The sequence below is a fragment of the Dactylosporangium vinaceum genome, assembly GCF_019904175.1.
In the GTDB taxonomy this organism is placed as follows: Bacteria; Actinomycetota; Actinomycetes; order Mycobacteriales; family Micromonosporaceae; genus Dactylosporangium; species Dactylosporangium vinaceum.
Window position 1 is genome coordinate 7,458,148 of record NZ_CP061913.1, and the last position, 18,693, is coordinate 7,476,840.

15 protein-coding genes are annotated in these 18,693 nt (G+C 73.2%); 10 read left to right on the forward strand and 5 right to left on the reverse strand.

Going from position 1 to position 18,693, the window contains the following annotated elements:
* Nucleotides 1-3: 3 nt before the first annotated feature.
* Entirely contained in the window at nucleotides 4-1,245 is a 1,242-nt protein-coding gene (locus Dvina_RS33405; protein ID WP_223093272.1) for a PKD domain containing protein, read from the forward strand.
* A gap of 96 nt (nucleotides 1,246-1,341) precedes the next feature.
* Nucleotides 1,342-2,115 carry a hypothetical protein gene (locus Dvina_RS33410; protein ID WP_223093273.1) on the forward strand — a complete coding sequence of 258 codons (774 nt, stop codon included), beginning with the start codon at nucleotides 1,342-1,344 and terminating at the stop codon, nucleotides 2,113-2,115.
* Between the two features lie 91 nt (nucleotides 2,116-2,206).
* On the opposite strand, the gene Dvina_RS33415 is transcribed toward Dvina_RS33410, so the two are convergent.
* Complete coding sequence (locus Dvina_RS33415; protein ID WP_223093274.1) at nucleotides 2,207-2,965, reverse strand: dienelactone hydrolase family protein; 759 nt, start codon at nucleotides 2,963-2,965, stop codon at nucleotides 2,207-2,209.
* A gap of 286 nt (nucleotides 2,966-3,251) precedes the next feature.
* Between Dvina_RS33415 and Dvina_RS33420 the strand changes: the two genes are divergently transcribed.
* Nucleotides 3,252-3,701, forward strand: a complete 450-nt coding sequence (locus tag Dvina_RS33420; protein WP_223093275.1) for a hypothetical protein — start codon at nucleotides 3,252-3,254, stop codon at nucleotides 3,699-3,701.
* Here the strand turns inward: Dvina_RS33420 and Dvina_RS33425 are convergent.
* Nucleotides 3,617-4,471 (reverse strand): phosphotransferase family protein, encoded by an 855-nt coding sequence (locus tag Dvina_RS33425; RefSeq protein WP_223093276.1) that lies wholly within the window; start codon nucleotides 4,469-4,471, stop codon nucleotides 3,617-3,619. The two genes, Dvina_RS33420 and Dvina_RS33425, sit on opposite strands and share 85 nt — an antisense overlap.
* A gap of 28 nt (nucleotides 4,472-4,499) precedes the next feature.
* On the opposite strand from Dvina_RS33425, the gene Dvina_RS33430 reads away from it, so the two are divergent.
* Complete coding sequence (locus Dvina_RS33430) at nucleotides 4,500-5,789, forward strand: hypothetical protein (RefSeq protein WP_223093277.1); 1,290 nt, start codon at nucleotides 4,500-4,502, stop codon at nucleotides 5,787-5,789.
* Nucleotides 5,790-5,837: 48 nt separating this feature from the next.
* On the opposite strand, the gene Dvina_RS33435 is transcribed toward Dvina_RS33430, so the two are convergent.
* Nucleotides 5,838-7,994 (reverse strand): putative bifunctional diguanylate cyclase/phosphodiesterase, encoded by a 2,157-nt coding sequence (locus tag Dvina_RS33435; protein ID WP_223093278.1) that lies wholly within the window; start codon nucleotides 7,992-7,994, stop codon nucleotides 5,838-5,840.
* Nucleotides 7,995-8,083: 89 nt separating this feature from the next.
* Between Dvina_RS33435 and Dvina_RS33440 the strand changes: the two genes are divergently transcribed.
* Nucleotides 8,084-9,034 (forward strand): NHL repeat-containing protein, encoded by a 951-nt coding sequence (locus Dvina_RS33440; protein WP_223093279.1) that lies wholly within the window; start codon nucleotides 8,084-8,086, stop codon nucleotides 9,032-9,034.
* A 33-nt stretch (nucleotides 9,035-9,067) separates the two neighbouring features.
* Here Dvina_RS33440 and Dvina_RS33445 read toward each other — a convergent pair whose 3' ends face one another.
* Entirely contained in the window at nucleotides 9,068-10,489 is a 1,422-nt protein-coding gene (locus tag Dvina_RS33445; protein WP_246655485.1) for a lectin, read from the reverse strand.
* A gap of 283 nt (nucleotides 10,490-10,772) precedes the next feature.
* Between Dvina_RS33445 and Dvina_RS33450 the strand changes: the two genes are divergently transcribed.
* Nucleotides 10,773-11,744, forward strand: a complete 972-nt coding sequence (locus tag Dvina_RS33450) for an IS110 family RNA-guided transposase (RefSeq protein WP_246656617.1) — start codon at nucleotides 10,773-10,775, stop codon at nucleotides 11,742-11,744.
* A gap of 199 nt (nucleotides 11,745-11,943) precedes the next feature.
* Here the strand turns inward: Dvina_RS33450 and Dvina_RS33455 are convergent, their stop codons facing one another.
* A complete protein-coding gene (locus tag Dvina_RS33455; RefSeq protein ID WP_246655486.1) occupies nucleotides 11,944-14,337 on the reverse strand; it encodes a glycoside hydrolase family 2 protein in 2,394 nt (797 codons plus the stop codon).
* A 136-nt stretch (nucleotides 14,338-14,473) separates the two neighbouring features.
* Here Dvina_RS33455 and Dvina_RS33460 point away from each other — a divergent pair, with 136 nt between their 5' ends.
* The 4 genes from Dvina_RS33460 to Dvina_RS33475 all read left to right on the forward strand — a co-directional run bounded on the left by Dvina_RS33460 (nucleotide 14,474) and on the right by Dvina_RS33475 (nucleotide 18,690).
* Nucleotides 14,474-15,490, forward strand: coding sequence for a LacI family DNA-binding transcriptional regulator (locus tag Dvina_RS33460; RefSeq protein WP_223093280.1), 1,017 nt, complete (start codon nucleotides 14,474-14,476; stop codon nucleotides 15,488-15,490).
* 168 nt (nucleotides 15,491-15,658) lie between these two features.
* Nucleotides 15,659-16,969, forward strand: coding sequence for an ABC transporter substrate-binding protein (locus Dvina_RS33465; RefSeq protein ID WP_223093281.1), 1,311 nt, complete (start codon nucleotides 15,659-15,661; stop codon nucleotides 16,967-16,969).
* Between the two features lie 66 nt (nucleotides 16,970-17,035).
* Nucleotides 17,036-17,878, forward strand: coding sequence for a carbohydrate ABC transporter permease (locus tag Dvina_RS33470; protein ID WP_223093282.1), 843 nt, complete (start codon nucleotides 17,036-17,038; stop codon nucleotides 17,876-17,878).
* 23 nt (nucleotides 17,879-17,901) lie between these two features.
* Nucleotides 17,902-18,690, forward strand: a complete 789-nt coding sequence (locus Dvina_RS33475; protein WP_223105852.1) for a carbohydrate ABC transporter permease — start codon at nucleotides 17,902-17,904, stop codon at nucleotides 18,688-18,690.
* Nucleotides 18,691-18,693: the final 3 nt, after the last annotated feature.

Below are 18,693 nucleotides of genomic sequence, written 5' to 3' on the forward strand. Positions count from 1 at the left end.
TCCGTGCGCCGCCTGCTCGCCCTCGTGCTCCTCCTGACCGCCGTCGCCGGGCTCGCCGGACCCGCGGCCGCCGGGTTCGCCCAGCCGGCCGTCGTCAGCGAACGACCCGTCGCCTGGACGCCCGACGTCCTCAACGGCACCGTCACCGCCATCGCCGTCCTCGGCGCCACGGTCGTCGTCGGCGGCGACTTCACCCAGCTGGCGGACCCGTCGACGCACCGGAAGTACAACCGCGGCTATCTCTTCGCCTTTGCCCTTGGCACGGGGCGCATCCTCGACGCCACGGCGACCCTCGACGGCCCCGTGACCGCCCTCGCCACCGCGCCCGACGGCAGCGGCGTGTTCGTGGCCGGGAAGTTCGCGAAGGTCAACGGCGCGCCGCGGACCGGCCTGGTCAAGCTCGACCCCACCACCGGCGCCGCCGTCCCCGGGTTCACCGCCACCGCCGGCAAGGGCCAGATCCGCTCCCTCGCCGCCGCCGGGCCGTGGCTGTACGCCGGCGGCACGTTCACCCAGCTCGGCGGCCTGCCCCGGGTCGGCCTGGCCCGCCTCGACGCCACGACCGGCGCCGCCGACCCCGCGCTCGACCTGCGCCTCGCCCGCCGCAACCGGGGCCTGGTGAAGGTGGAGCAGGTGGCGGCCCAGGGCTCCGCTGTCGCGTTCGTCGGCGCGTTCGACACCGTCGCGGGCCGGCCGCGCCCGCAGATCGCCGTCGCGGACGCCGCGAGCGCCGCCGTCACGGACTGGTCGACCGACGCCTACACCGGCCGCTGCAACACCCTCTACGACAGCTACCTGCGCGGCGTCGACATCGCCCCCGACGGCACCTGGCTCGCCGTCGCCGCCACCGGCGGCATGGCCGGCCCGACCCGCATGTGCGACAGCGCCGCCCGCTTCGACCTCACCGGCTCCGGCAACCACAAACCCACCTGGGTCAACCGTACCGGCGGCAACACCCTCTGGTCCGTGGCCATCTCCGGCACCGCCGTCTACGTCGGCGGCCACATGCAGTGGATGGACAACCCGAAGGGCCACAAGACCCGGGGCCCCGGCGCCACACCCCGCTCCGGCATCGCCGCCCTCGACCCCGCCACCGGCACCGCCCTGCCCTGGAACCCCGGCCACAGCCGCGGCGTCGGCGTCGGCGTCCTGCTCACCTGCCCGGCCGGCCTCCTGATCGGCTCGGACACCGACCAGGTGGCCGGCGAGTACCACGGCCGCATCTCCCTGCTGCCCACCGCGTAGCGCCCGCCCGACCCGGTCCGCCGGCGGCGGCGCTGCACATCGGCGCCGGCGGATACGCCGTGGACGCCGGCGGGCCCGCGGCCGCATCATCGACCGGTGACCGGCACCGACCGCGACCTGTTCGCAGCCCTCGGCCCGGACGAGCGGGCGCTGCTGGCCTGGGTCGCACCGCAGCTGGACGCCGACGCGATCGACACGATCGCCGCGGCCGACTACGGCGCCGACATACCGCAGTACCGGCGGGCGCTCACCGAGCTGGTGCACAGCCCGTGGCTGCCCGACCACCTCATCGGCAACCCCGCCGAGGTCCTGGCCCTGACCCGGTGGACAGCACCGGCCGACCGGCGCGGGCACCTGCAGCGGCTGTTCGCCTGCACCCTGCTCGTGCGGGCCGTCACCGCCGACGGCAATCCCGTGGACTCCCTCGCCCCGCTGGTGGACTCGGCCCGGGAGCTCGCAGCGCCGGCCCGCGACGCCGCGGTGCGCTTTCTGGCCTGGTGCCGCCTGCACCGGCCGGGCGACTGGCGCGACGACCCGTCGTCGCCGATGTTCCTCACCCTCGCGGTGCTGCTGCTGTCGGCGGAGACGCCGGCCGCGCCCGCACTGGCCGCCCTCCTGGTCGAGGAGCTGGACGCGACCCTGCACGACCCGGACCTCCCGTGGCGGCGGCGTCCCCGGTCGCCCCTGTTCACCCGCCGCGGCACCGACTCCGCCACCACCCGCCGGCTGTGGTCGGCCCTCGTGACCCGCTGCCTGGTGGACAACCCCGCGGTCACCGACCCGCGGCTGACCGCGCTGGGTAACGCCCTCGGCGCCGGCGCCGCCACCCCGATCGCCGAGCTCCGCGCACTGTTCACCGACGCGACATAGCGCGGGCGCCCGCCCACACCGGCCGCTCAGAGCGCTAGCCGGCGATCTGGGTCCGGACCGCTCAGCTCGACGGCGTCCGGACCGGCCGCGCTCAGAGCACCTCGGCCAGGAAGTCGGTGAACTGCCGCCAGCTGCGCCGGTCCGCGGTCGGGTGGTAGACCTCGCCGGGGATCGTGTAGCCGTGCTCGGCGCCCGCGTACGTCGTCACCTGCCAGTCGAGGTCGTCGCGGGTGCGCAGCTCGTCCTGGAACGCGGCCACCGCCGAGTCCGGCACGACCGGGTCCGCGCCGCCGGTCAGGACCAGGACCGAGCCGGTGATGGCGGCGACGTCGGCGGGCTCGTGGGTGACCAGGCGGCCGTGGAACGAGACAGTGCCCTTGAGCGGGGCGCCGGTGCGGGCGAACTCCAGGGCTGCGGAGCCGCCGAAGCAGTACCCCATGACGGCGATCCTGTCCCGGTCGACCGCCGGGCTCTTCACCGCCTCGTCGTAGGCGGCCCGGACGCGCGCCCGGAGCAGCTCCAGGTCTCCGTAGTACTTCCCCGCCTCGGCCCCGGCGTCCTGCGGGTTGTCGAAGCGCCGGCCGGTGCCGTACACGTCGACGCAGAACGCGTAGTACCCCAGCCGGGCCAGCATGTGCGCCCGCGCCTTCGGGTACTCCCGCAGCCCCGTCCAGTCGTGCACGACAAGCACCGCCGCCTTGGGTCCCGCCACCGCCTCGTCGTGCACCGCGAACCCCTCCATGGGCTGCCCGTCGTGCTCGTACGCGACGACGGTCTCCGAGATGCGAGCGTTCGCCGGGGCCGGGACGGAGTCGAGCAGCTGCTGGTACTCCGCAGAGAAGTCGGTCATGATCCGCACTTTACGTCGTCGCCCATGCTGCCTCCGCCGCCACACTGCGTTCGCCGTCCTAGGAAGCTAGGAACCAATCTTCACGACGGGGAATCGATCCTCGGCGCCCGCCCGCTGCTCGGCGCGGGCTGGGCCATCCTGGCCGAGGAGCCGGCCGCCGCACCGTCGCTCGCGGCGGTCGCCGGGCGCGCCGGCCTGGCCCGCCCCTCGGCGTGCGAGTGCTTCCGTTCGCGCCGGGACCTGCTCGACGCGCTGATCCAGGGCGTGTTCCCGCTGGTCGGCCCGGGTGACCGACACGGCGGGCGCGGCGGGCGCGCAGGTGCTGGCCTACGTCGACACCAACCTCGCGCTCGTCGCCGAGGGCGAGCACGCGGTGGCCCGGGCCCTCGCCGCGATCGCGCCCGGCCGGCAGCTGGACGACGGCAGCCGCGCCATGCACGAGCAGCTGTCGCGCCCGCTGATCGACGCGCTGCGGGCGCGACACCGGCCCGACCCGGCAACGACCGCCGAGCTGATCAACGCGATCGTCTACAGCGCATCGAGCCTCATCGAGGCGGGCGGCGACACGGCCCGCATCCGCGCCCGCGGCCGAGCTGCTCGCGCCGTTCCTGCGCGACGCGCACTGACGGACCCACGCCGGGGCGATCCCGGTCAGCGGAGCCGGCGAATGTGTTCGACGGCCCGGCCGAAGTACGGGTGCGCCACCGGCCGGGTCAGGAGGTCCGCGAGCGCGTAGAGGTCGAGGGCCCGGCTCAGCTCGCGCCAGTCCGGCGGCAGGTCCCCGCCGGCCGCTGCGAACCCGGCGGCGAAGGCGTCCGCGAAGCCGGGCGGGCGCGGCTCGCGCAGCATGTTGCCGAGGTCGAAGAGCGGGCTGCTGCTGTACGCGTACTCCCAGTCGAGCACCGCCACCACCGCGTCGCCCCGGGCCAGGAGGTTCTTCGGGTTGTAGTCGGCGTGCACCAGTGACCTGGCCCCGGCGAGCGGGCCGAGCCGGGCGGCGGCCTGCGTGGAGTACCGCAGCAGCCGCCGTTGTTCGTCGGGGCTCAGCACCGCACGGCCGTTGCCCTCGCGCAGGCACCGCTCCACCCAGACGTCGAGAGCGCTCGTCGGCTCCGTCCCGTCCGGCTGGAGCCGGCCGTCGAAGAACCCGGGCGCGGCGAACGTGACGGTCCCGAGCCGGGCCAGCATCTCCCCCGCCGACCGGCCGAACCCGGCGGTGAGCACCGGTGGCGAACCCTCGGCGAACCGGGACAGCAGCACGCCGGCCGCGGCGTCGGCGGTCACGACCTCGGGGACCGGGACCACGCCGGCCAGGCGGCCGGCGAGCGCGACCTCCTTGGCGCAGGCGTTCGTCCCGCGGTAGCGGCGCAGCACGTAGCGGTGCCCGCGCGCGGTCACGAGCAGCTCGTTGTCGTTGCTGTGGCCGCCGGTCAGCGCGGCGCGGTGGATGATCCGCTCGCCGGGCAGCGCCCTGGCGAGCCACGCACCGACGCCGGCATCGTCCACCCCGAAACCCTAACGTTCCTGTGGGAAGATGACGGCCGTGGCAGAGGCCCTCGACCGGCACGAGCGGCGGCGCCGGGCGGCGCTGGCGGGCGTGTCGGCCCGGCTGCGCGCGGTCGGCATCGAGCCCGCGTTCGGCGTGCTCACGCAGTACTACGACTTCTACGGCAAGGTGCCCACCGGCCTGACCGGGCTCACCGTCGACGAGCCGCACGGCACGGGGCGGATGCAGGTCACCGTCGTCGCCGCGGAGCGCCTGGTGCCGCCGGGCGAGGGCGGGCTGTCGGCCGACGGGCACGTGTGGACCCGCGACGTCGACATCGAGCACGACCTGCCCGCCGCCGCGGACCTGGTGTTCGAGGTGACGCTGCTGGAAGGCCCGGCCGAGGCGTCCGGGGCGATGTGGGCCCCGCGCCGGCTGGTGCGCGACGAGGAGGCCGTCGTCGACGCGGTCCGGCTCTGGCACGGGTACCGCGAGATGCTGCGGGCCACCCCGCCGAAGCCGGCCACGGCCCGCCGCCGCTCGGCCCGGGCCCGCCTGAGCGCCGCCCGCCGCGACGCCGCCGCGAGCCCCATGGTCCGCCGCCCGGCCGCGGTGCCGCCGCCGCTGCGGGCGCACCTTGACGGCCTCGACGACGCCCGCCTCGCGTTCCACTTCCCGCGCGACCGCAGCGGCCGCTACGCGAGGAGCGCCGTCGTCGCCCTCGCCGGCGACGGCACGGCACTGAGCCGGCGCGGGCCGTGGCTGTCCGCCCGGGCCGACGGCGCCGCCCTGGTCGTCGGCGTCGAGCCCCTCATCGGGGCGAACCAGGACCACCGCTGGGACCGGCTGCCCTGGCTGTGGAGCAACGACGAAACCCCGGCGGCTGTACGTTGGCAGGTCGACGACCCCGACCGCGCCCGGGCCACGGTGGAGCGCCTCGACGCCTTCGCCGTCGCCGAGGCGCTGACGGCGTGTGGGGTCGAGGTCGACGCCGACCTGACCGCCCTGCTCAACGGCTACCCGGTCGCCTACGGCCTGGCCCGGCACACCGACGTGTGGGTGAAGCGCCTCTACGACCAGCTGCAGCTGTCGGCGCCCTGGCGGCTGGCCGCGGCGTACGCGGTGCACCAGCAGGAGCGCCGGGCCGTGCGCCGCCCGGACGGTGAGCCGGTCGCGCTGTTCGGGCTCAAGGGGCTCAACCAGCAGTCCAAGCCGATGGTCGGCCTCGACGCCCCCGGCGGCGGGCCGCGGCTGCGGATGATCTGGACGGCGAGCAACGCCCGGCTGCCCCGCGCGCTGTGGGAGTGCCCGGCCGACCTGCTGGCCGAACTCACCTGACCTACGGCGCCCAGCGCTCAACCTCTCGCGCCCGCCGGTCGGCCCGGTCTACAGCGCCGACTCGCGGATCGCGGTCGCCGCGGTGTAGGTGCGCAGCCAGGCGGTGACGTCCTCGCCGGGCATCGGGCGGGCGTAGTGGTAGCCCTGGGCGATGTCGCAGCCGAGCGCCTGAAGGGCGACGGCGTGGGCGGCGCCCTCGACGCCCTCGGCGACGACTGTCATGCCCAGGTTGTGGCCGAGCTCGATCGCGCCGCGGACCAGCACGGCGTCGTCCTGGTCGACGTCCATGTGCTGCACGAACGTGCGGTCGACCTTGAGCTCGTCGACGGGCAGGGCCTTGAGGTACGCCATCGACGAGTAGCCGGTGCCGTAGTCGTCGATCGACAGGTGGATCCCGAGGTCGTGCAGCTCGGTGAGGGTCGCGGTGGCCTGGGCCGGGTTGGCCATGACGGCCGACTCGGTGACCTCCAGGCGCAGCAGCGCGGCCGGGATGGCGAACTCGGCCAGCAGGTCGGTGATGTGCCGGACCAGCTCGGCGTCGAGCAGGCAGCGCGGGGACAGGTTCACCGCGACCGGGATGGGCAGCCCCGCGTCGAGCCAGGCGCGCTCCTGGGCCAGGGCGAGGCGCAGGACGTACAACGTGAGGCGGTTGATCAGTCCCGTGGTCTCGGCGACCGGGATGAACTCGGCGGGCGGGATCGCGCCGCGGGTCGGGTGGGCCCAGCGGATCAGGGCCTCGACGCCGCTGAGGCCCTGGTCGTCGAGGCGGATCTTCGGCTGGTAGTGCAGGGTCAGCTGGTCACCGGCGTCCAGGGCCCGGCGCAGGTCGCCGAGCAGCAGCAGGCGGCTGCTGTCGTCGGTGTGCATGCTGGGCCGGTAGACGGCGACACCGTTCTTGGCCTCCTTCGCCGCGTGCATGGCGATGTCGGCGCAGCGCAGCAGCGCGTCGGGTGTGTGGAAGCCGGCGCCGGCCGATCGCGCCGCCGCCCACGAGGCGTGTGTCGCCCGATCGTCGTCCGGCGCACCGGCCACGCCGATGCTGGCCTCGACGTCGACGATGACCTCGCCGAGGGCGAAGCTCTGGTGCAGCCGCTGCTGCAGGGCGGCGGCGAGCATTGCCGCCTCGGCGGTGCGGGTGCCCGGCAGCAGGACCGCGAACTCGTCCCCGGACAGCCGGGCGACCACGTCGCCGGCGCGCAGCGCCGCGGTGCAGCGGGCCGCGACCTGCCGCAGGAGCTCGTCGCCGCACTGGTGGCCGAGGGTGTCGTTGACCTCCTTGAACCGGTCCAGGTCGAGCATGAGCAGCGACACGGGCGCGTCCGGGTCGCCGAGCGCCGTCTCGACCCGCCGGGCGAACAGGACCCGGTTGGGCAGGCCGGTGAGCGCGTCGTGCATCGCCTGGTGCTCGCCGGCCGCGGCCTGGCGCAGCAGGCGCCGCTGGTAGCCGGCCGCGACAAGCGCGAACGCGGCGATCAGGACGAGCCCGGCACCGGAGCCGAGCGTCGTGGTCGTGAAGACGATCGCCTCGATGTGGCGCAGGTCGGCCACGGCCCGGGCGGCGGCGTCCGCGTGCGCCGTGTTCGCGGCCCGCAGCTCGTCGCTCAGCCGGCCGAACACGGGGTCGGTGAGGGTGTCGTCGATGCGCTCCGCGAGCGGGCCGTCCCCGGCGTCGACGGCCGCGAAGAGGCTGTTCATCGCGGCCAGGTACTCCTCGTGCAAGGCCCGGACCCGGCCCGCGACGGCCCGGTCGCCGGCGTTGCCGAGCCGCTCGATGCCGGCCAGGGCCCCGCGCAGCGCGATGGCCGCCGCGGCGTGCGCCTCCCGCACCGGCGGCCCGGGTTCGAGCCGGTAGTGCTGCTCGGCCAGCTCCTCCTCGGCGGCCGCGTCGTGCGCGCGCTCGTAGGCGGCGGCCAGTGTGGTGGAGCGGGTGACCGTGTCGGCCGCGCGGCGGGTCCGCACGACCCCGGCGATGCTCAGCGCGGCCAGGGCGAGCACGACGACGGCGAGCCCGGCCGCGGACACCTGCCGGACCCGGCGCGAGCGCTCGCCGGTCACGGCGCGGCCGGCCGCACGGTGCCGGGGTCCGCGCCGGTCGGGCGCCGCACGACGATCGTGCCGCCATGCGATGTCGTCGAGGTGCGCCCCGGGCGCCGGGCCGGAGAGCGCCGGCGCGGCCGACCGCGCGGCTTCCCGGTCGGCGTCCATTGCCCCTCATGATCCCACGGCCATATCCGACATGTCGGAAATCGCGTTGTTCACCGGTACGGCCACGGACGGAGCGAGGGGCGAGCGCGATGAACGGACTGCGGGCAGGGCTGATCGGCGCCGGAATCGGCCTGCTGACGGTGTTGCCGGTGGCCCCGGCCCCTGCCACGGCGGCCGACGCCGTGACACTTGTCGCCACCGTCCCGGGTGCGCACGACATCGCCGCCGACCACCGCGGCACCGTCTACGTCACCGACCCCGCCCGGCACCGCATTCTGGCCGTGCGCGGCGGCACCCCGGCCGTCTTCGCCGAGCAGCTGGCCGAGCCCGCCGGCCTCGGCGTCGACGCCGCGGACAACGTGTACGTCGGCACGCAGTACGGCCGCATCCTGCGCTTCACCCCGGCCGGGGCCCGCACGCTCTTCGCCACCGGCAAGGCCGCGGTGCTCGCCCTGACCGTCGACGCCGCCGGCGACGTCTACTGGGCCGACGCGACGACCGTGTGGAAGGCGACCCCGGCCGGGCAGGTCAGCCGGTTCTTCACGGCCCCGCGCCCGGCCGCCCTGGCCCCCGGGCCGCACGGCAGCCTGTTCGTGGCCACCGGCACCCAGGTCCTGCAGGTCGCCCCGGACGGCACCCGGGTGCAGGTCGCGACCAGCCCGGCCCGGGCCCTGACCAGCGACGGCGACCTGTACATGAGCGACGGCTGCACCGTGCGTCGCTACCCGGCCGGCCCGTCCCCGGCCGTGTGCGCCGCCGCGCTGTCCTTCGCGGGCGGCTCCCTGTACTACACCGACGCGAAGTCGGGCGCGATCGGCCGCGTCGACCCGCCGGCCGCGGCGAGCGCCACCGCCCCGGCCGGCACCGCGAGCGCCCCGGCATCAGCCGCCGCCCCGGCCGCCGCCGAGGCACCCGACGGCGGCGGCGGGGCGTGGGTCGCCGGTGGGCTGCTCGCCGCGGTGGCGGTGCTCGCCGCGGCCGGCGGCACCATTGCCCACCGCCGGGCACCCCTCAGCGCGGCCGGCCGCGGCCACCACTGAACACGGCGGCCCGGCTCCGCGACCGGCGAACGGTCACGGCAGCACCCAGCTCTGGTTCGTCTGGCCGTTGCAGGTCCAGATCTGGATCTGGGTGCCGTCGGCGCTGCTCTGCCCGGTCACGTCGAGACACCTGCCGGTCTCGGGGTTGACGAGGGTCTGGCCGGTGCGCGCCCACCGCTGGTGCCCGTTGCCGTTGCAGTCCCACAGCTGCACCCTGGTGCCGTCGGCGTTCACGCCACCGGCGACGTCCAGGCACTTGCCGAGCGCCCGCAGCGTGCCGTCCGCACCGGCCGTCCAGACCTGAGCATTCGAACCATTGCAGGTGTACAGCTGGATCTTCGTCCCGTTCGCGGAGCCCGCGGCCGCCACGTCCAGGCACTTGCCGCCCAGGCCCCGCACCGCCCCGACGCCGCCGGGGTCGGTGGCGCCGAAGTGGATGTCGCCGCGGTGCAGGACCCGCGGGTCGTAGTACGTGCGCTTGACCGCGTCGCCGGTGTTCCATGCCGGGTCGGTGAGCCAGCCGATCCAGACGCTGAAGAACGTCCACCGCGGCTGGGCCGTGATCGTCTCCGGGGTCGGCACACTGCCCACTTCGGACAGTGCGATCGGCTTGCCGCCGGCGATCCCGAGCATGGCGTTGTACCAGGCGGTCGTCGGCTGCTTGTTGACCCAGGCGTCGAGGGTGGCCACGTCCACATAGGACGCACCGGGCCAGTAGTCGGCGACGTGGCTCTCGCCGCCGGCGACGTCCTTGAGGTTCCAGACCCAGACGAGGTTGCTGAGCCCCTTCGCGCCGGCGAGGTAGTCGTGGGTGATCTGGTACAGCTTGCGGCTGCCGTTCGCCCCCGGCCGCCCGCCCCACCAGGACCAGCCCTCGTTCATCTCGTGCTGCGGCCGGAACAGCACGGGGATCCCGCTGTTCTTCAGATCCTGCAGGTACGGCACCGCCTCGTCCAGGCGCCGCTTGAACGCGGTGTTCAGCGCCGTGCCGTCGGTGACGAGCTCGCTCCACTGGGCGTCGCTGAGCCTGCTCTCGATGGCGCCCGTACCGTAGTCCCAGTGGCAGGACGGCCCCACCGTGGGCGGGCACATGTGCCACACGAGCGCCGGAATCGTGCCCGCCGCCCACACCGACCTGGCCTGCGCGACGACGGTGGGCCGGGCGTCGATGTCGGCCTGCTCGAACGCGAAGTCACCGGCCCACTCCCCCGGATACACCCCGGTGATGTCATGCACCTTCTGCTGCCACGTGTTCGGCGCCGAGCTGGGCCCGTCCTGCTGGCCCGCGATGATCGACCGCCCGGTGATGGACTGCAGATACCGCACGACGTCGGCCGCGGTGGCGGTCCCGCCCGGCGTGGGCGCCGCACCGACGGGCGCGGCGGTGACGGTGACGATGGCGGTCGCGGCGAGGGCGGTGAGCACGACGGCCGCCCCGGCAAGAACCTTGCGCACGGGGACTCCTTCCCAGATCTGGAAGACTGGTTAACTGAACCGAGTAAGGCAGCTAAATCCAGTTAAGTCAACCGATGCCTACGCCCGGCACAGCCGCCCCGAACACCCCACACCGCCACCCGCTCCCACCCGCCCGCCCAACCACCGTCGGCCCGACCACCGCGCGTTCTGCGCCACCGCCGACCCAACCACTGCGGGCCCACCACTGCGGGCCCATCACCACCGGCCCGACCTCAGCCGACCCGGTATCGACGCGCACAAGCGCACCCACACCGCCGCCGTCATCGATGGCAACGGCCGCCGACTCGGCCCGAAGACCTGCGAAACGACCAGCAAGGACCACTTGGCGCTACTGCGCTGGGCGGCCGGCCACGGCGACGAACGCGTCTGGGCCGTCGAGGACTGCCGCAACATGACCCGCCGCCTCGAACGCGACCTGCTCGCCGCCGGCGAACGCATGGTCCGTGTCCCGCCCGAGCTCATGGCCCCCGCCCGCGACGCCGCCCGGACCTACGGCAAATCCGACCCCATCGACGCCCGCGCCGTCGCCCGCGCCGCGCTCCGCGAGGACGGCCTGCCCACCGCGCACCTTGACGGCCCGGACCGCGACCTGCGCCTGCTGGTCGACCACCGCGAAGACCTCGTCGCCGAACGCACTCGCGCGATCAACCGACTCCGCTGGCATCTGCACGAACTCGACCCCGGCTGGGACCCGCCAGCTCGATCGCTCGACCGCATCACGAACCTCGACCACATCCTGCACCGCCTCGGCCGGCTGCCCGGTGTCGTCGCCCAGCTCGCCGCCGCAATCACCCGCCGATGCAGCAACCTTACCGAGGAGATCAACAGCATCGAGGCGCAGATCCGCGTCCTGGCCGAGCAACAAGCGCCGGCGCTGATCGCTTTGCCCGGCTGCGGGGCGCTGACCGCAGCGAAGATTCTCGGCGAGGCCGCCGGCATCACACGCTTCCGATCCGCGGCCGCTTACGCCCGGCACAACGGCACCGCACCACTACCAGTCTGGTCATCCAACCGGACCCGTCACCGGCTCAGCCGCACCGGCAACCGCCAACTCAACGCCGCACTCCACCGCATCGCCATGACCCAAGCCCGCTGCCACCCGCCAGCCCAAGAACTCATCGCCCGCCGAAAGGCAGGCGGAGACGGCGGCCTCGAGGCCCTCCGCGTCCTGAAGCGTCGCCTCTCCGACGTCGTCTATCAAGCCCTGCAAACCGAAGCCGCACTCATCGGTTGACAGAGGAGCTATTTGCATTCCCTTCCCAGCACTTGGAGCGCTCCCGGCGGCCGGAGCGCTCCCGGCGGCCGGAGGTGTTTCGGCGGCGGCGATGAACGTGGTGGCGGTCTGGTGCGGCGTCTGGCGACGGTCGGTGCCGTGGGTCGCTCGGCGGCGGCGGGCAGCGGGTCGGGCGGTGGGTCGGGTAACGGGGTGCGGGTCAACGCGGGCGGGGCTCGTTCACGCAGCGCAGCACCGGGTGGCGGATCAGGGCCGCCCGGTCCAAGGGCGCGTCGCTGTGCACGGTCAGGGTCACGGACTCGCCCGGCAGCAGGGTGAGCAGGTGGTCGTCCACGGTGGCCGAGGGGTGGAGGCGGTCCGGGAACAGGGCCAGCTCGCGGATGACCGTGCGGGCCGTGACGTGCACGGCGTGGCCGCCCGGGACGTCGGTGACGTGGGCGTCGAAGTCGGCCGGTGGGAACGGCACCTGTGGGTCCTCGGCGAAGAAGCGCAGGTCGCGCCGGCCGTCGAAGGTGGCCTCCAGGACCTGGGCGGGCGCCCCGGTGAACGGTACGGCGCACACGGCGACCGCTCGGGGTGCGGCGCTCACCGCGACGGCTGCGGTGTCCACTGTGGAGCCGTCCAGGTTGCGCAGGGTCAGGGTCAGGGTGCCGGTCCACGGCGAGGGCGTGTCGTTGACGACCGCGACGCCGTCCTCGTGGAACGTGAGCAGGCGCGCGGCGTAGGCGCGGCGCAGGGCGTACCACAGCGGCTTGCGGCGGCCGGCGCCGTCGACGGCGGCCCAGGACGTCACCGGCCAGCAGTCGTTGAGCTGCCACACGAACGTGCCCATGCAGTACGGCATGAGGGCGCGGAAGCGGCGCACCCCGAACGCCATGGCGCGGGCCTGGTTGAGCTGGGTCCAGTAGTGCCAGTCGTCGAAGTTCGACGGCTGCGGCAGGTGCTCGCCGAGGCCGGTCAGGAGCTTGCGGTTGCCGTCGGCGGCCTTCTGGTGGTGCCGCACGCCCGGTGAGTCGGGGGTCAGTGGGTCGTCGGTCACCGCGGCGCGCAGGGTCGCGTACGCGGGCGGGCCCTGGAAGCCGAACTCGGCCACGAAGCGCGGCGTGTAGTCGGCGTAGTGCGTGTAGTCGGCGCTGCCCCACACGGTCCAGATGTGCACGGTCCCGGTCGCCGGGTCGTGGACGTCGCCGTCGGGGTGGCCCGAGTACGGGGTGCCGGGCCAGTACGGGCGGCCCGGGTCGAGCTCGGCGACCAGCCGCGGCAACCGGTCGTGGTAGTAGCCGGCGCCCCACGTGCGCCCGCCGAGCTCGGCGGGCCAGCCCCAGTGCTGGTGGCCCTCGATGTTCTCGTTGTTGCCGCACCACAGGGCCAGGCTCGGGTGGCCCATGAGCCGGGCGATGTTGTCGCGCGCCTCGGCCTCGACCTCGGTGGCGAAGGGCTCCTCCTCCGGATACGCGGCGCACGCGAACGGGAAGTCCTGCCACACGAGCAGGCCGAGCTCGTCGGCCAGATCGTAGAAGGCGTCGGACTCGTACAGGCCGCCGCCCCACACCCGCAGCGCGTTGGCCCCGGCCGCGACGGCCTGGCCGAAGCGCTCCCGCAGCTGCGCCGGGCCGGTCCGGGCCGGGAAGGGGTCGTCGGGGATCCAGTTGAACCCGCGCACGTACACCGGCTCGCCGTTGACGATCAGCCGGAACGCGTCGGGGTCGAGCTCGACGCTGCGCAGGCCGACCCGGCTCGTGCGGGTGTCGTCGCCGGCGGTGACGGTCAGGTCGTAGAGGTGCGGCTCGCCGTGCCCGCGCGGCCACCACAGCGTCGGCTCGGGCACGTCGACGCGCAGCGTGAGCTCGTCCTGCCCGGCGGTCGCCTTGCCCTCGACGCGCACGTCGCCGACCTGCGCCGACACCGCGACCGGGGCGGCGCGGCCGGCCGGGCGCTCGACGGCCACGGTGACGTCGACGCCGTCGGGGCGCACGCTCGGCCGCACCTCGGCGATGCGGGCCCCGGACCAGGAGTGCAGCCCGATCGGCCGCCAGATGCCGGCGGTGACGAGTGTCGGCCCCCAGTCCCAGCCGAAGTTGCAGGCCATCTTGCGGATGAACTGGTACGGCTCGTCGTACGGCCCGGGCCGGTCACCGAGCCGCCGCAGCTGCTCCTGTGCGTATTCGTAGGGCGCCGTGAAGCCGACGACCAGGTCGTTGGCGCCCGGGCGCAGGTGCGGGCGGACGTCGAAGCGGTATCGGCGGTGCATGTTGGCCGTCGCCCCGACCTCGTGACCGTTCACGGTGATCGAGGCGATCGTGTCGAGGCCGTCGCACACCAGGTCGACGCGGTCGAATCCGTCGTCCTGCCAGTCGAAGCCCGTCGTGTACCGCCAGTGTGTCCGCCCGATCCAGCCGAGCCCGAGCTCGTGGTCGTCCACGTAGGGGTCGGCGATGAGCCCGGCGGCGAGCAGGTCAGTGTGCACGCTCCCGGGCACGGTGGCGGGGATCGACTCCAGGTGCGGCGGGCGGGTCCAGCGCGGATCGTCGGCGGCACCGGCGGCGGTGCCGGTCGCGCTCATCGTCCAGCCTTCGTGCAGCGTGCGGTACATCTGCGGCCCCTGGTTTTGGCTTATGAACCGAGTAAGTGGGCTCAACGTAGCCAGGCCCCTCCCGGCTGTCAATCTGCCGATGGCGACAAAGCGGGGCCGTGGGGCTAGCATCGGCTGAACCGAGAAAGGGGATGCGATGAAGCGACCGACAATCGCCGACATCGCCCGCGAGGCCGGGGTGTCCAAGGGCGCGGTGTCCTACGCCCTCAACGGCCGCCCGGGCGTCTCCCCCGCCACCCGCGAGCGGATCCTCGCGGTGGCCGGCCGGCTCAACTTCCACGCCGACAGCAACGCCCGCGCCCTCGCCGGCGCGCAGGCCCGGGTCGTCGGCCTGACCCTGCAGCGCCCGCCGAGCACGCTCGGCGTCGAGCCGTTCTTCATGGAGCTCATCAGCGGCCTGGAGCTGGAGCTGTCCCGGCACTCCTACGCGCTGCTGCTGCAGATGGTGGCCGGGCGCGACGAGGAGCTGGCCTTCTACGAGCGCTGGCACAGCGAGGCCCGGGTCGACGGCGTGCTGGTCTGCGACGTGCGCACGGGCGATCCGCGGGTGGCCGCCCTGGAGGCGCTCGGGCTGCCGGCGATCGTCATCGGGCCGCCCGACGCCAGCGGCTCGCTGCCGTGCGTGTGGTCCGACGACGCGCAGTCGATGGAGGAGGCGGTGCAGTACCTGGCCGCGCTCGGGCACCGGCGCGTCGCCCGGGTCGGCGGCATCGCCGAGTTCGCGCACACCGCGATCCGCACGGCCGCGTTCACCGGGGTGTGCGACAGGCTCGGGCTGGCCGACGCGGTCACGGTCGCCGCCGACTACAGCGGCGAGTCCGGGGCCCGGGCCACCCGGCGGCTGCTCAGCCGCGACGACCGCCCGACGGCGATCATCTACGACAACGACATCATGGCGGTGGCCGGGCTGAGCGTGGCCCATGAGCTCGGGGTGGCGGTGCCCGGGCAGCTGTCCATCGTCGCCTGGGACGACTCACCCGTCTGCCGCCTGCTGCACCCGCCCCTGACCGCCCTGACCCGCGATATCGGCGCCTACGGGGTCCGCGCCGCCCACCTGCTGCTCGCCGCGATCGCCGGCGACCCGGTCGCCAGCACCCGCGGCGAACCGGCCCACCTGAGCCCGCGCGGCAGCACCGCCCGCCTGATCCCATAGCCCGGCCGCACCGCGACCCCGCCCGACGGCGGGGCTTTCGTCGTGCCGTGGTCAGGGCTTTTGTCCAGATATAACGGTTTAGCAAAGCCCCTTTACCGGTGGCCGGGGCCGGTGCCAAGCTGCGTCCGCTTCACTAAAACGCTTTAGGCCGAATGGAGCACACCCCACATGTCCAGACGTTCATTCGTCGCCGTGCTGGCCGCCACCGCCCTCGCCGTGGCCGCGTGCGGCGGCTCCGGCCCGTCCGGATCGTCCGCCGACGCCGTCTCGCCGACCGACCCCGCCACGGTCTCCGGCGATATCACCGTGCTGACCAACCGCACGGACCTGGTCACCGACGGGACCATGCAGAAGTACGCCGACCAGTTCAAGCAGCTGTACCCGAAGGTGAACGTCAAGTTCGAGGGCGTCACCGACTACGAGGGCGAGGTGAAGATCCGGATGAACACCGAGAACTACGGTGACGTCCTGCTGATCCCCAGCACGGTGTCCACAGGGGACTACCCGAAGTTCTTCGCCCCGCTCGGGTCGGCCGCCGACCTGGCCGCCAAGTACAGCTTCACCGACAAGGCCAAGGTGGGCGACAAGGTCTACGGCGTGGCCGGCTTCGCCTACGTCAACGGCTTCGTCTACAACAAGGACGTCTGGAGCCAGGCCGGCGAGTCGAAGTGGCCGACCACGCCCGAGGAGTTCATCGCCGCGCTGCAGGCGATCAAGTCGAAGACCGCCGCGACGCCGTACTACACCAACTACCACGACGGCTGGCCGCTGAGCTCCTGGTCGAGCGTCATCGGCTCGGTCAGCTGCGACCCGAAGGCCAACGACAAGCTGCCCACCACCGACCCGTGGGCGCCCGGCAGCGACTTCACCGTCGGCGACACCCTGCTCTACGACATCGTGAAGAACAAGCTGTCCGAGGCCGACCCGACGACCACCAACTGGGAGGACTCGAAGGGCGCCCTGGCCAACGGGAAGATCGCGACGATGTGGCTCGGCTCGTGGGCCATCGCGCAGATGCAGGACGCGGCGAAGAAGGCCGGCAAGAGCCCGGACAGCATCGGCTACATGCCGTTCCCGAAGCAGGTCGGCGGCAAGTTCTGCTCCGTCGTGGCGCCGGACTACCAGTACGCGATCAACAGCCACTCGAAGCACAAGGCGGCCGCCCGCGCCTGGTTCGACTGGTTCATCGACAAGTCCGACTCGGCCGCGGTCAACCAGGCCGTCTCCGCGGTCAAGGGCGCCCCGCTGCCGCCCGCGCTGAAGCCGTTCACCGACGCCGGGGTGCAGTTCATCGAGCTGTCCCAGGCCGAGTCGGCGCAGCTCACGAAGATCGACAACGCCTCCGAGGTCGGCATCAGCAAGCCCGACTACCGGCAGAAGATCGTCGACACCGCCCGCGGCGCCGCGCCCGGCGACCTCAAGGGCATCTTCACCGACCTGTCCAAGCGCTGGACCGAAGCGGCCAAGACCGTCGGCTGACGCCCGCGGCGGGCCGGCGGCGATGCCGGCCCGCCCCAGCACAGGAGGTGCCCGATCAGAAAAGCCATGCCTTGGCTGTACCTGCTGCCAGCCCTCGCGCTCCTGGTGGTCTTCACCTACGTGCCGGTCGCGAGCATGGTCGGGTACAGCTTCACGGACTGGGACGGCCTCGGCGACCCGGCGTTCGTCGGCGCCGACAACTACGTGGAGCTGTTCACCCGCCCGGAGCTGTTCCAGGTGTTCTTCGTCAGCCTCTACTACCTGGCCGCGGCGGCCGTGCAGATCGCCCTGGCCCTCTACTTCGCGTTCGTCCTGAGCTTCGAGCTGAAGCTGCGCAACCTGTTCAAGGGCATCCTGTTCTTCCCGTACCTCATCAACGGCGTCGCCGTGTCGTTCGTCTTCCTGTACTTCTTCCGCCCGCACGGCACGCTGGACTCGGTGCTGGCCATGGTCGGCGCGCACCCCGGCAAGCTGTGGCTCGGCGACCCGGACCTGGTCAACTGGTCGCTGTCCGGGGTGTCGGTGTGGCGGTTCACCGGGCTGACGTTCGTGCTGTTCCTCGGCGCGATCCAGGCGATACCCGGTGAGCTGTACGAGGCGGCCGAGCTCGACGGGGCGGGCCGCTGGCAGATCTTCCGGCACATCGTGGCCCCCGGCATCCGCCCGATCATCAGCCTCAGCGTGATCCTGGCCGTGTCCGGGTCGCTCGCGGTGTTCGAGATCCCGTTCGTGATGACCGGCGGTGCGGGTGAGAGCAAGACGTTCGTGATCCAGACGGTGAAGCTCGCGTTCCAGTTCGGCAAGACCGGGCTCGCCTCGGCCGCGGCGGTCGTGCTGCTGCTCATCGTGCTGCTTGTCACCTGGTTGCAGCGGCGCCTCGTCCCGGACGAAAGGACCGATCTGGTGTGAGAGCACAGATCCTGCGGTACACCATGCTGGTCGTGGCTTCTGTCGTTGTCCTGCTGCCACTGGTGACGGTGCTGCTGACGTCGCTGAAGACGCCCGAGGAGATGGCCGGCGGCGACACCCTGGCGCTGCCGCACCACTGGCTCAACTTCCGCAACTACGTCACGGCGTTCAGCGCCGGCAACATGCTGACGGGCTTCCTGAACACCGGCATCATCCTGGTCGTCTCCGTCTTCGGTACCGTCCTGGCCGGCACCCTGGCCGCCTACGCCCTCGACCGCTTCCACTTCCGGTTCAAGCGCGTCGTCGTCGGCGCGTTCCTGGTCGCCACGCTCGTGCCGGGCGTGACGACGCAGGTGGCGACGTTCCGGGTCGTCGACGCGCTGGGGCTGTTCGACTCGCGGTGGGCGCCGATCCTGCTGTACATGGGCACGGACATCGTCGCCATCTACATCTTCCTGCAGTTCATGCGCGGGATCCCGGTCTCGCTCGACGAGGCCGCCCGGCTCGACGGGGCGTCGGCGTTCAAGATCTACCGGTCGGTCATCCTGCCCCTGCTGCGCCCGGCGATCGCCACGGTCGTCATCATCAAGGGCATCTTCGTGTACAACGACTTCTACATCCCGTTCCTCTACATGCCGTCGGAGGGGCTGGGCACCATCTCCACGTCGCTGTTCCGGTTCAAGGGGCCGTTCGGCGCCCACTGGGAGACGATCTCGGCCGGGGCCGTCCTGGTCATCGCGCCCACCCTTATCCTGTTCCTGCTCCTGCAGCGCTTCATCTACAACGGCTTCACGTCCGGAGCCACCAAGTGATCG